This is a genomic window from Pseudomonas atagonensis (genome assembly GCF_011369485.1).
In the GTDB taxonomy this organism is placed as follows: Bacteria; Pseudomonadota; Gammaproteobacteria; order Pseudomonadales; family Pseudomonadaceae; genus Aquipseudomonas; species Aquipseudomonas atagonensis.
Map to the genome: position 1 here is coordinate 138812 of NZ_VXCA01000003.1, position 11408 is coordinate 150219.

General features: G+C 61.9%; 11 protein-coding genes. 7 read left to right on the plus strand and 4 right to left on the minus strand.

Annotated features, from left to right (window positions below):
* Nucleotides 1-121: 121 nt before the first annotated feature.
* On the minus strand, nt 122-898 hold the full coding sequence (locus tag F2P67_RS01830) for an IclR family transcriptional regulator (RefSeq protein ID WP_166216630.1): 777 nt from the start codon (nt 896-898) through the stop codon (nt 122-124).
* Between the two features lie 175 nt (nt 899-1073).
* Here F2P67_RS01830 and F2P67_RS01835 point away from each other — a divergent pair, with 175 nt between their 5' ends.
* The 5 genes from F2P67_RS01835 (at nt 1074) to F2P67_RS01855 (ending at nt 6604) form a co-directional block, all read left to right on the plus strand.
* Nucleotides 1074-2813, plus strand: coding sequence for an FAD-dependent oxidoreductase (locus F2P67_RS01835; RefSeq protein WP_166216632.1), 1740 nt, complete (start codon nt 1074-1076; stop codon nt 2811-2813).
* Nucleotides 2797-3630 carry an aldo/keto reductase gene (locus F2P67_RS01840; RefSeq protein ID WP_166216635.1) on the plus strand — a complete coding sequence of 278 codons (834 nt, stop codon included), beginning with the start codon at nt 2797-2799 and terminating at the stop codon, nt 3628-3630. The genes F2P67_RS01835 and F2P67_RS01840 overlap by 17 nt, the downstream gene beginning before the upstream one ends.
* Nucleotides 3631-3777: 147 nt before the next feature.
* Complete coding sequence (ypfJ, locus tag F2P67_RS01845; RefSeq protein ID WP_166216638.1) at nt 3778-4629, plus strand: KPN_02809 family neutral zinc metallopeptidase; 852 nt, start codon at nt 3778-3780, stop codon at nt 4627-4629.
* A 133-nt stretch (nt 4630-4762) separates the two neighbouring features.
* Nucleotides 4763-5650: a KPN_02809 family neutral zinc metallopeptidase gene (gene ypfJ, locus F2P67_RS01850; protein ID WP_166216641.1), complete on the plus strand. Its 888-nt coding sequence runs from the start codon at nt 4763-4765 to the stop codon at nt 5648-5650.
* A complete protein-coding gene (locus F2P67_RS01855) occupies nt 5651-6604 on the plus strand; it encodes an alpha/beta hydrolase (RefSeq protein WP_166216644.1) in 954 nt (317 codons plus the stop codon).
* A 115-nt stretch (nt 6605-6719) separates the two neighbouring features.
* Here F2P67_RS01855 and F2P67_RS01860 read toward each other — a convergent pair whose 3' ends face one another.
* The 3 genes from F2P67_RS01860 to F2P67_RS01870 form a co-directional block, all read right to left on the minus strand.
* The gene (locus tag F2P67_RS01860) at nt 6720-7313 is read right to left on the minus strand and encodes an HAD family hydrolase (RefSeq protein ID WP_166216646.1); all 594 of its coding nucleotides are present in this window, start codon (nt 7311-7313) and stop codon (nt 6720-6722) included.
* A complete protein-coding gene (tesB, locus tag F2P67_RS01865) occupies nt 7310-8179 on the minus strand; it encodes an acyl-CoA thioesterase II (protein ID WP_166216649.1) in 870 nt (289 codons plus the stop codon). Before tesB ends, F2P67_RS01860 begins: the two co-directional genes overlap by 4 nt.
* 105 nt (nt 8180-8284) lie before the next feature.
* Nucleotides 8285-8854, minus strand: a complete 570-nt coding sequence (locus tag F2P67_RS01870; protein WP_166216652.1) for a GNAT family N-acetyltransferase — start codon at nt 8852-8854, stop codon at nt 8285-8287.
* An 83-nt stretch (nt 8855-8937) separates the two neighbouring features.
* On the opposite strand from F2P67_RS01870, the gene F2P67_RS01875 reads away from it, so the two are divergent.
* Both F2P67_RS01875 and F2P67_RS01880 read left to right on the plus strand, forming a co-directional pair.
* Nucleotides 8938-9858 carry a histone deacetylase family protein gene (locus tag F2P67_RS01875; RefSeq protein ID WP_166216655.1) on the plus strand — a complete coding sequence of 307 codons (921 nt, stop codon included), beginning with the start codon at nt 8938-8940 and terminating at the stop codon, nt 9856-9858.
* Nucleotides 9859-10141: 283 nt separating this feature from the next.
* A complete protein-coding gene (locus F2P67_RS01880; RefSeq protein ID WP_166216658.1) occupies nt 10142-11389 on the plus strand; it encodes a TIGR03862 family flavoprotein in 1248 nt (415 codons plus the stop codon).
* The last annotated feature ends 19 nt before the right edge of the window (nt 11390-11408 follow it).

The following is an 11408-nucleotide window of genomic DNA, read 5'->3' on the forward strand; positions in this document are numbered from 1 at the left end:
GGCGCGATCCTCTTGTGATTGTTGTGGGAAAAACACTCCTCCAACAATTTAGAACCGAGTTCCAGAATCAAACAGCCACTTCCACGAAAAGCGTGCGAACAGCGCACGTTTTCCGTTTCAGTCAGACAAACAACTCCGACGCTAGACTCGCCGCCGACAACTCCTCTGCAAATTTCAACAGCAACGGCGCCAGCTCATGCAGGCGCGCCCCCGGCATCCGTGCGCTCGGCCCGGCGATGCTCAGTACGCCGATCACCCGGCCATCCGTTGGGTGCCTGACCACCGCCGCAATCGCCGAAGTGCCCACGGCCGAGCTCTCCTCGACACAGGCATAACCCTGCTCACGGGCCAGACGCAGGCGTTCGAGCAACTCGATGTTGGAGCGTGGTGCGTTCGGCCCAACGCTCTCCGGCACCTCGGCAGCCTGGCGCTCGACCAGCGACAGCGCTTCGGCGTCGCTCATGCACGCCAGCCAGGCATGCCCGGACGCTGTATAGAACAACGGCGCATCGCGGCCCATATCGGGGTCATAACGCAAACCGGTGCGCGCGCCCTGAGCCTTGGCGATCCACGTCTGACGCTCGCCATCAATTACGCCAAGGCGCACCAGTTCGCCGGTTTCCTGCGCGAGACGATCCAGTACTGGCTGGACAATGTCGGCGCCGCTGCTCGACAGATAACGGAAACCCATCGCCACCAGTCTGGTCGACAAGTGATAACGCAAGGTCTCCGCATTTTGCCGCACGTAGCCGAGGCGGATCAGCTCGGCGAGCAGGCGGTGAGTCGCGCTTTTGGGGATGTCCAGTTGCTCGGCGAGGGTCTGCATCGGCAGCCCGCGCGGCTCACTGGTGAGGCTTTCCAGCACGCTGAAAACCCGTTCGATCTGACTGCCGGCCATGGGGAAATCCAAATGAAATTTCGCCGATTCTAGAAGACATCCTCAGCAAAGCGAAATCTGGAACCCGCTGTTCGATAACCGCCCGGTATATCCATTCAAGCCTTGTCGGGCGGCCAGCTTATTGATTACTTTCTGGAATCAAATTCCAAAAACAATATCAGCGGAGCTTGCTTTGATGTCTGCCGAACTTCCCCAAATTGACTGCGACGTCCTTGTGGTCGGCTCCGGCGCCGCTGGCTTATCGGCAGCCGTCACTGCTGCCTGGCACGGATTGAAAGTCATCGTCGTCGAGAAAGATCCGGTCTTCGGTGGCGCCACGGCGTGGTCCGGTGGCTGGGCATGGGTGCCGTGCAATCCGCTGGCGCGGCGTGCCGGGATCATCGAAGACGTCGAACAACCGCGCACCTACCTGCGCCACGAACTGGGCGAACACTTTGACCCGGCAATGATCGACGCCTTCCTCGAATCAGCGCCGCGCATGGTCGCGTTTTTCGAACACAACACCGCGCTGCAATTCGCCGACGGCAATGCCATCGCCGACATTCACGGTGAAACGCCCGGTGCTGGAACCGGTGGACGCTCAGTGATCGCCGCGCCCTACGATGGTCGCAACGTCGGACGCTTGCTCAAGCGCCTTCGCACAACGATGCGCGAAACCTCCTTCATGGGCATGCCGATCATGGCGGGCGCCGACCTCTCTGCATTTCTCAATTTGACCCGCTCATTGAAAGCCGCCTGGCACGTGACCCGACGCTTCACTCGGCACTTGCTCGATCTGGCCGTGCATGGCCGGGCGATGCAACTGGTCAACGGCGTGGCGTTGGTCGCACGACTGGCAAAATCCGCCGAAGACCTCGGCGTCTTGCTCTGGCCCTCAGCGCCGGTGACTGAACTGCTGCGCGACGGCGCCCGTGTCACCGGCGCCATGGTCAACAGCGACAAAGGCCCGATCCGCATTCATGCGCGCAAAGCCGTGGTGCTCGCGGCGGGTGGGTTCGCCAACGACGTCGAACGGCGCAAAGCGTTATTTGCGCGTACGCCTACCGGTCGGGAACACTGGGCGCTGCCGCCGCTCTCGGTCAACGGCGATGGCTTGCGTCTGGGCGAAAGCGTCGGTGCCCGGGTCAACACCGATCTCGCCTCCCCCGTGGCGTGGGCACCGGTGTCGCAAGTACCACATGCCGACGGCAGCACCGGACACTTCCCACACATCATCGAGCGCGGCAAACCGGGAATCATCGGCGTCTTGCGCAACGGCCAGCGTTTCGTCAATGAAGCCAACGGTTACTACGATTACGTCAGCGCCATGGTCGCGGCGGCGCCGGAGGGCGAAGAAGTGGCGTCATGGCTGATCTGCACCCGCGCCTTTCAACGCCGCTACGGCCTCGGCATGTCGCGGCCGTTTCCTGTGCCGCTGTCAGGTTTTATCCGCAGCGGCTATCTGAAAAGCGCAAACACCGTTGAAGCGTTGGCCACCGCCTGCGGTATCGACCCACAAGGCCTGCGCCACACGCTCGACGACTACAACCACCACGCCCGCCACGGTGAAGACCCACTGTTCGGTCGCGGTTCGACGCCGTACAACCGCAAACAGGGCGACCCGGCGAACCTGCCCAATCCCTGCGTCGCGCCGATAGAGCACGGCCCGTTCTATGCCGTGAAAGTCCAGCCGGGCTGCTTTGGCACTTTCGCCGGCCTCAAGGTCAACCCGCACGCGCAGGTGCTCGACGCCAACGACCAGCCCATCGACGGGCTCTACGCCGCCGGGGGCGACATGGCCAGCATCATGGGTGGCCACTACCCGGCAGGCGGGATCAATATCGGCCCGGCACTGACCTTCGGTTACATCGCCGCCCGGCATATCGCCGGCATCACTGCTTTCGAACAGGAGATCGACCATGCAGCACATCGTTAATGCCCACGGTTTGAACATGCCCAAACTTGGCCTCGGCACCTGGCCGATGCTCGGTGAGGAGTGCACCCAAGCTGTGGAACAGGCGTTGGAACTGGGTTATCGGCACATCGACACGGCGGCGGCCTACAACAATGAAGACGCGGTCGGACAAGCGCTGGCGAATACGCCGACACCCCGCGAGCAGATTCACGTCACCAGCAAAGTCTGGTGGGATCAGCTGCAACCCGACGCCATGCGTCATTCGATGGAGCGCAGTCTGAAAGCCTTGCGCAGCGATTACGTCGACCTGTTCATGATCCATTGGCCAAGCACCGACTGGGACTTGCCTCGCACGCTCGAGACCTTGGCCGCGTTCAAGGAGCAAGGTCTGGCGCGCAACATCGGCGTGGCGAATTTTCCACTGCCACTGCTGCGCAAAGTCGTCGAGGAATATGGCATCGGTCTGTCAGCCATTCAGGTCGAATACCACGTGCTGCTCGGCCAGAACGCCCTGCTCGACTACGCCCGGCAACACGACATGGCGCTGACGGCCTACACGCCATTGGCACGCAACAAGGTCTCACACATTGCCGAGATCCAGCAGATCGCCGCCAAACATGGCGTGCTGCCAACCCAGGTTGCGCTGAAGTGGCTGCTCGATCAGCCCAGCGTCGCGGCCATCCCCAAGGCCAGCAGCAAAGCCAATCAACTGGCCAATCTGGCGGCACTTGAGGTCAATCTGGACGACGCAGACCGCGCGTTGATCGCGAGTCTGTCGAAACGCGAACGCCAGGTCAGCCCGGACTTCGCTCCCGTGTGGGATGCGTTCGACGAGTAAGCAGGAAAGCGGCGTTCGGGCGCTGCAGCACGGCCGATTCAAGAACGGTCTTACGCGCCCTTACACATCTGTCCTGCAGATTGTGACGTGCGCGGTTATTCATAGGCGCGGCGAAAAACGCCGATCAACCTACGAGAGACCGCAACCATGTTATGGAACAAGGCAAGACGCAGCGACAACGTCAACGACACGCGAGAGGGCAAGGACGCCCGCACACTGACAGGGAAAACACTCGGCGCAGGACTGGCCGCCGCCGCACTCACCGGCGCGGCACTGTATTCGACACTCGACACCGCGCCGCCAGAGCGCCCGGCCACAGAGCATCAGATTAGCGAACAGCTCGTGCAGACCAGCGATCCGCAGTTGCACTTCATCGAATCGATTCTCGGCGATACCGAGGACACCTGGCAGCCACTGTTCGCCCAGACCGGGCAGCAATACTCCGCGCCGACATTGACCTTGTTCAATGATGGGGTGGTGTCTGGCTGCGGTTACGCCGGGGCCTCGGCCGGCCCCTTCTACTGTCCCGAAAATAAACAGATCTATCTCGACCCGAACTTCTTTCAACAGATGGCCGAACGGTTTTCGGTGGTCGGCGATTTTGCCCAGGCCTTCATCATCGCCCACGAAGTCGGGCATCACGTACAGCTTGAACTGGGCCTGTCCGCGCCGTTCGAGGCGGCGTTATCGGCCCGCGAGCCGGTCATCGGCGACGGCGGCCTTGAGGTGCGCGCCGAATTGCAGGCTGATTGCCTGGCCGGCGTGTGGGCCCATCACGCGCAAAAACGTCTGGCGTGGCTGGAACCCGGCGACATCGACGAAGCCTTGAATGCCGCGTCCGTATTCGGCGACGATTTCCTGCAAAGTGCGAAGAACCGCACGGTACGCCCCGACACGTTCAGCCACGGCACGTCGCAACAACGCAGCGCCTGGTTCAGCGCCGGATTCGAGCGTGGCGTGATCGATGCCTGCGATACCTTCAACGCCGATCGACTGTAAGCTGACAACCGCGCTACGTTTATCAGAACCGCCGTCGATCACGATGGTCTGACGACCGGACTGGCGCCGTTACCGCGCACCAGCAACACTCATCACCACGACTCTTCACCGGGTACAAACAGAGGATTCCCCCATGCTATGGAAAAAAGGCCGACGCAGTGACAACGTCGTCGATGCCCGTGGTGATGATGCCGGCGGTGGCGGCGGCATGCGCTTCGGTGGCGGCAAGGGCTTGAGCCTGGGGGCGATTCTGTTGATCGTCGGCATTGGCTGGATCACCGGGCAGGATCCGCTGCAAATTCTCGGTCAGCTCGCCGGGCAATCGGGGCAGCAATCGGCGCCCACTTCGCAAACCCGTCAGGCACCGCCGGCCAACGATGAACAGGCGGAGTTCGTCCGTTCGATCCTCGGCGACACCGAAGACACTTGGGGCGCAATTTTCCAGCAGGCCGGCCGGCAATATAAGGACCCGACCCTGGTGTTGTTCAGCAATCGGGTCAATTCCGCGTGTGGGCTGGCGACGTCCGCCACCGGGCCGTTCTATTGCCCGGCAGATCAGAAGGTTTATCTGGACATGGCGTTCTTCCAGGAAATGGCCCAGCGTTTCAAAGCCGCTGGCGATTTCGCTCAGGCCTACGTGATCGCACACGAAGTCGGACACCATGTGCAGACGCTTCTCGGTGTCTCGGCGAAAATTCAGACAGCCCGCCAGCAAGGCCGACAGATGGAAGGTGACGGTGGCTTGCTGGTGCGTCAGGAGCTGCAGGCCGACTGCCTCGCCGGGGTCTGGGCCTACAACGCACAGAAGCGTTTGAACTGGCTGGAGCCGGGCGACATTGAAGAAGCCTTGAACGCCGCCAACGCCATCGGTGATGATCGTCTGCAACAACAAGGTCAGGGCCGTGTGGTGCCGGACTCGTTTACCCACGGTACGTCGGCGCAAAGGGTGCGCTGGTTCAAAACCGGATTCGCGCAAGGCCAGGTCGGCCAGTGCGACACCTTCGCGGCGAAAAACCTGTAAATGCATAAATGGCTTTTGGCTTTACTGCTTATTGGCAGCACCGCGCACGCGGCCGGCGTCGACGCCATCAGTGCCGGGCGGTTGCAACTCAAGGCGGGGGAAATGGCGGTGGGCATCGGCCCGGCGCCGGAGAAAATCGAGCGTGTGCTGATCGTCATTCACGGTCGCTTGCGCAACGCCGAGACCTATCGCAAAAGCGCTGAAAGCGCCGCTGAGCTGGCCGGGCAAACCGCTCACACGCTGGTGATCGCGCCGCAGTTCCTCAATGAAAGTGATGTCGCCCTGTACTCGTTGCCGCCGACGTTGCTGCGCTGGAAAGGCAACGAGTGGATGGGCGGCGGCTTATCCACAGGCCCGAATCCGTTGAGCGCTTATGCCGCCCTCGATGAAATCGTCGCCCGGGTCAGTGATCGCAAGCAGTTTCCGGACGTAAAGCAAATCGTGATGTTCGGCCACTCCGGCGGCGGCCAGGTCGTGCAGCGTTACGCCCTGCTCGCCAAGGATCAGCCGGCGCTGAAGGCCAATGGCATCCGCTTGCGCTACGTGGTGGCCAATCCGTCTTCCTACGCGTACTTCAACGAGCAGCGGCCGGTGGCGTTCGATCACGCAAAGTGCCCGGGTTTCAATCGCTGGAAGTACGGCCTGAGCGACATGCCGGTGTACGCCGGTGGGCAGACTCCGTTGCAGCTTGAAAGCGCCTACGTCAAACGTGAGGTGATTTATCTGCTCGGGCAGCAGGACATCGACCCGAAGCACCCGGCGCTGGACAAGGGCTGTGCAGCCGAGGCGCAGGGTGCCTATCGGCTTGAGCGCGGCAAGTTGTACTTCGGCTATTTGCTGCGGCGCCACCCGGAAGGGGTGAACCAGCGGTTGGTGGAAGTACCCGGGGTCGGTCACAACGGCGATGGGATGCTGACCTCGCCGGAGGGACAGAAAGCCCTGTTCGAACAGTAATCCTTGCGGTGGCTGTTCTGGCCTCTTCGCGAGCAAGCCCGCTCCCCCATTTGGAATGCATTCCCCTGTGGGAGCGGGCTTGCTCGCGAAGACAATCTGACAGGCAGTAAAAATTTCAGGCCGACAGCATCTGCCGCAACTCGACACAATCCTGCGCATGCCAATCGGTCAGCTCCGGCCACGGATTATCCGGCAGGTTCACCAGAACCGTCCGCGCCCCCGCCGCTCGCCCGCAGTCCAGATCAAAGCGGTAATCGCCGACCATCACCATCTCACTGGCCGGCACTTTCCAGGCCTCGGCCAGTTTCAACAAACCACCCGGATGCGGTTTCGGCGGTGCTTCATCGCGGCCCAGCACATCGTCCACCGCAAAGCAGTCAGCGAGGCCTATGGCCGCAAGCGTGACGTGCGCCAGCTCGCGGGCATTGCGCGTCAGAATGCCGAGGCGATAGCCGCGCGAGTGCAGGTCACGCACCAGTTCCACCGCGCCGGTGGCCGGTTTCGAACCGAGCGCCAGATCACGCTCATGCTCCAGCAACCAGGCGTGTTTCGCCGCCGCTTCATTCGCCGGCAGCGCGGCGAGATGCGTGAGGATATCGTCCTCGGGCGGGATCGCCAGCGCCACACGAATCGCCGCAAAATCATGCACGGCGACGGTCAGCGTGCCGTCCATGTCGAACACCCAGTGCTTCACATCGGCCAGGCTCATGCCCAATCCTTGCGGTGACGGATCAGACCTTCCTGAGTCACCGACGCCACCAATTGACCCGCCCGGTTGTACACGCTGCCACGGGAGAAACCGCGAGAGTTGCCGGCCCACGGACTGTCCATCGCATAGAGCAACCAGTCATCGGCGCGCAGATCGTTGTGGAACCACAGCGCGTGATCGAGGCTGGCGACCTGCATGTCTTTCTGCCAGACCGATTTACCGTGGGGCAGCATCGACGTGGTCAGCAAGCCGAAGTCCGAGGCGTAAGCCAGCAGGTATTTGTGCAGTGCCGGAATGTCGGCAAGTGCGCCGTCGGCACGGAACCACACGTATTTCACCGGATCGGCAGGCTGCGGGTTGTACGGGTCTTTTTCGGTGACCGGGCGCACTTCGATCGGCTTTGGGCACAGCAGTTTTTCGCGCATGTGTTCCGGGATCAGGTGCGCACGTTGCTGGGTCAGTTCCAGCTCGGAAGGCAGGTTTTCCGGGCCGACCACCACCGGCATCTGGCTCTGGTGCTCGAAGCCTTGTTCGTCGTACTGGAACGACGCGCTGCAGGTGAAAATCGGATGGCCCTTCTGGATCGCGGTCACGCGACGGGTGCTGAAACTGCCGCCATCGCGCACGCGATCAACCGAGTACACCACCGGCAACTTGGCATCGCCCGGCCGCAGGAAATAACCGTGCATCGAGTGCACGTGGCGTGCTTCTTCCACGGTCTGACTGGCCGCCGACAGCGACTGGCCAAGCACCTGCCCACCGAACAACTGGCGGAAACCCAAGTCCTGGCTGCGGCCACGGAACAGGTTTTCTTCAATCGGTTCCAGGGTCAGCAGGTCGACCAGATCTTCCAACACTTGGCTCATTCAGACTCTCCTCACACAAAGCAATGCCGCGCAGTCTTGGCTGCGGCGGGCGATTCAGGTTCTGGCGCGAGCCACTGTCGCGCCATTGTAAACGTCCGTGTCGGCTTAGCCATGCAAGGTTTGCAGCCACTGCTCGCGGCTGATGCGGTAGAGCAGGTGCCTGCGCAGCGGGTGATCCACAGCGAGTTTCGGATGATCGAAGTCATCGGCCGGATCGTGATGCATGCCAATCGCTTGCATGACTTTCTCCGAGGGCAAATTGGCTTGCGCGGTGAAGGAGACAATTTCCTTCAGGGCCAATCGATCAAACCCGCAGCGCAGAGCGGTCCATGCCGCTTCGCTGGCATAGCCCAGCCCCCAATGCTCCCTGGCCAGACGCCAACCGATTTCCACCGCCGGGGTGAATGGCGCATCAAAGCCAACCACGCCCAGACCGGTAAAACCGATGAACTCGCCGCTGTCCTTGCGCTGCAGCGCCCACAAACCGTAACCGTGCTCGGCGAAATGCCCGCGCACGCGGCCGATCATCGACGCACTTTCCAAGCGAGAAAGTTGCGCCGGAAAGTAGCGCATCACCTGAGGATCGGCGCACATCGCGGCAAATGCCGGCAAATCCTCGTCCTGCCACTGACGCATCAGCAGCCGCGCACTTTCCAGTTCCAGTATCGGCTCCATCGTGCTCCTCCGTTTCCATGCCGCAAGTCTACATCGCTGGTAGGATCGTTCACTCTTTCCGACAGTTCCTACAAGAAATCGCCATGCCACTGCCGTTGATCTATCACGAAGACTACAGCCCCGAGTTTCCGGCGGATCACCGCTTCCCGATGGACAAGTTCCGGCTGTTGCGCGATCACCTGGTCGACAGCGGCCTGACCCGCGACGCCGACCTGCTGCGACCGGAAATCTGTCCGAACGACATCCTCGCCCTCGCCCATGACCGTGCGTATATCGAACGCTACATGAGTGGCGAATTGTCCCGCGAGGATCAGCGACGTCTGGGCCTGCCGTGGAACGAAGCGTTGGCGCGGCGCACGGTGCGCGCTGTCGGCGGCTCGATTCTGGCGGCGCAAAAGGCTCTGGAACACGGTCTGGCCTGTCACTTGGCCGGCGGCACCCACCATGCCCATTACGATTACCCGGCCGGTTTCTGCATCTTCAACGACCTGGCGATCATCAGCCATTACCTGCTGCAAAGCGGTCGGGTGAACCGCGTGTTGATCTTCGACTGCGATGTGCATCAGGGCGACGGCACGGCACGCATCCTCCATGACACTCCGGAGGCGATCACCGTTTCCCTGCACTGCGAGAAGAATTTTCCTGCACGCAAAGCCGAAAGCGACTGGGACATTCCGCTGCCCAAAGGCATGGGTGATGCCGACTATCTGAAGGTCGTCGACGACACGCTCAACTACCTGTTGCCGCTGTATCAGCCGGATCTGGTGCTGTACGACGCTGGCGTCGATGTGCACAAGGACGATGCCCTCGGTTATCTGCAACTGACCGACGAAGGCGTTGCCGCCCGCGATGAAAGCGTCATGCGCCATTGCCTGGGCCGTGACATTCCGGTGGTCGGCGTGATTGGTGGCGGCTACAGCAAGGATCGCCACGCCCTCGCCCGCCGCCACGGCATCCTCCATCACAGCGCACAACGTGTATGGCAGTCACACGGTTGTCATTGAGCTGTGCTGCGTTACCCACAATCGCTGTGGAACGGCCTGTGGATAACCTGAGCGAAAGGGACTACAGCCCATACCGGCTATGGCCTGCAGCACGCTGATCAATTTTCAACCAGAGCTTACGAGATCACCACAGATCCCGTGTGGGAGGGGGTTTGCTCCCGAATACGGGGCGTCATTCAACTTTGATGTCAATTGAATCTCCGCATTCGGGAGCAAGCCCCCTCCCACAATGTTCTGCGCTGTTAGAATGCGCGCCTTATCCCGCCATACCGCAGCGCACGCCATGACCCAGACTCCCGCCACCTCCCCCACTCACGTTGCCATCATCGGCGGTGGCCCCGCCGGCCTGATGGCCGCCGAAGTGCTGAGCCAGGCCGGCGTCCGTGTCGATCTGTACGACGGCATGCCTTCGGTGGGTCGCAAGTTCCTGCTGGCCGGCGTTGGCGGCATGAACATCACCCATTCCGAAGCCTACCCGGCGTTCCTCTCGCGTTACGCCGAACGCGCGCCGCACATCGCTCCGCTGCTGCGTGGCTTTGACGCCGATGCGCTGTGCCGGTGGATTCATGACCTGGGCATCGAAACCTTCATTGGCAGTTCCGGCCGGGTTTTTCCTACGGACATGAAAGCCGCACCGCTGCTGCGCGCCTGGCTCAAGCGTCTGCGCGACAGCGGCGTAGTTATCCACACCCGTCATCGTTGGCTTGGTTGGGATGAACACGGCGCGCTGCGTATCGACCGCCCCGACGGCGAGACAACCGTCAATCCCGACGCCACCCTGCTCGCCCTCGGCGGCGGCAGTTGGTCGCGCCTGGGTTCGGACGGCGCGTGGATGTTGGCGCTGGAGCAACGCGGTGTAGGAATGGCGCCGCTGCAGCCAAGCAATTGCGGCTTCGAGGTGCAGGCCTGGAGCGAATTCCTCGTCAGTAAATTCGCCGGCGCGCCGCTGAAAAACGTCGCCATCGGCCTCAACGACGACACTCCGCGCTTGGGCGAATGCGTGATCACCGCGACCGGGATTGAAGGCAGTCTGGTTTATGCGCTGTCGGCGCCGATTCGTGAGGCGATCAACGCACAGGGCTCAGCCACGGTTCACATCGATCTGCTGCCCGGCAGGCCTGTGGATAAATTGCAGGCGGCATTGAGCAAACCGCGAGGCTCGCGCTCGATGGCCAAGCACCTGCACAGTCAGGTCGGGATTGACGGGGTGAAAGCAGCGTTGTTGCGTGAACTCACTGACACCGCAACTTTCGCCGATCCAGCGCTGCTGGCCCGGGCGATCAAGGCATTACCGCTAACGCTGGTGAAAACCCGACCGCTGGAAGAAGCGATTAGCAGCGCGGGTGGCGTGACGTTCGAAGCGATGGACGAGCAACTGATGCTCAAGGCCTTGCCGGGGGTATTCTGCGCAGGCGAGATGCTGGATTGGGAAGCGCCGACGGGCGGCTATCTGCTGACGGGATGTTTTGCCAGTGGGCGGGCGGCGGGGTTGGGAATGCTGCAGTGGTTGAAAAACAGCGGCAAGCGCTGAAGACCCAAGTGCGCCCTTC

What these genes read in the sequence shown, in the direction of transcription:
- F2P67_RS01830 (WP_166216630.1), bottom strand. Translation starts at nt 898, where the DNA reads ATGGCCGGCAGTCAGATCGAACGGGTTTTCAGCGTGCTGGAAAGCCTC.
- F2P67_RS01835 (WP_166216632.1), top strand. Translation starts at nt 1,074, where the DNA reads ATGTCTGCCGAACTTCCCCAAATTGACTGCGACGTCCTTGTGGTCGGC.
- F2P67_RS01840 (WP_166216635.1), top strand. Translation starts at nt 2,797, where the DNA reads ATGCAGCACATCGTTAATGCCCACGGTTTGAACATGCCCAAACTTGGC.
- ypfJ (WP_166216638.1), top strand. Translation starts at nt 3,778, where the DNA reads ATGTTATGGAACAAGGCAAGACGCAGCGACAACGTCAACGACACGCGA.
- ypfJ (WP_166216641.1), top strand. Translation starts at nt 4,763, where the DNA reads ATGCTATGGAAAAAAGGCCGACGCAGTGACAACGTCGTCGATGCCCGT.
- F2P67_RS01855 (WP_166216644.1), top strand. Translation starts at nt 5,651, where the DNA reads ATGCATAAATGGCTTTTGGCTTTACTGCTTATTGGCAGCACCGCGCAC.
- F2P67_RS01860 (WP_166216646.1), bottom strand. Translation starts at nt 7,313, where the DNA reads ATGAGCCTGGCCGATGTGAAGCACTGGGTGTTCGACATGGACGGCACG.
- tesB (WP_166216649.1), bottom strand. Translation starts at nt 8,179, where the DNA reads ATGAGCCAAGTGTTGGAAGATCTGGTCGACCTGCTGACCCTGGAACCG.
- F2P67_RS01870 (WP_166216652.1), bottom strand. Translation starts at nt 8,854, where the DNA reads ATGGAGCCGATACTGGAACTGGAAAGTGCGCGGCTGCTGATGCGTCAG.
- F2P67_RS01875 (WP_166216655.1), top strand. Translation starts at nt 8,938, where the DNA reads ATGCCACTGCCGTTGATCTATCACGAAGACTACAGCCCCGAGTTTCCG.
- F2P67_RS01880 (WP_166216658.1), top strand. Translation starts at nt 10,142, where the DNA reads ATGACCCAGACTCCCGCCACCTCCCCCACTCACGTTGCCATCATCGGC.